A 237-nucleotide genomic window follows, 5' to 3' on the forward strand; every position below is an offset into this window, starting at 1 on the left:
GTCCGCGCTGTCGATGGGCGGCATCATTGCCCCGTCCATGAACGCCGGCCGCTGCCTGGCGCCGCTGGGCCAGGTCACCGGCCTCCTGAAGCAATACCAGAATGCCCGCACCTCGCTGGGCTCCATCGACAACTACATGGAGATGGCGATCGGGAGGCCGGCCGAGGCCGGATTCCTGCATCGCCCCGTGATCCACGGCGGCCTGATGTTCCGCGACGAGACCTTCACGTATCCCGG

At 67.5% G+C, this 237-nt stretch carries 1 pseudogene; it reads left to right on the forward strand.

Going from position 1 to position 237, the window contains the following annotated elements:
- A pseudogene (locus KVT32_RS31510) lies at positions 1-237 on the forward strand (type I secretion system permease/ATPase); the annotation flags it as partial.

This window comes from Achromobacter sp. GbtcB20, from assembly GCF_019091095.1.
GTDB classification, from domain to species: domain Bacteria; phylum Pseudomonadota; class Gammaproteobacteria; order Burkholderiales; family Burkholderiaceae_B; genus Achromobacter; species Achromobacter mucicolens.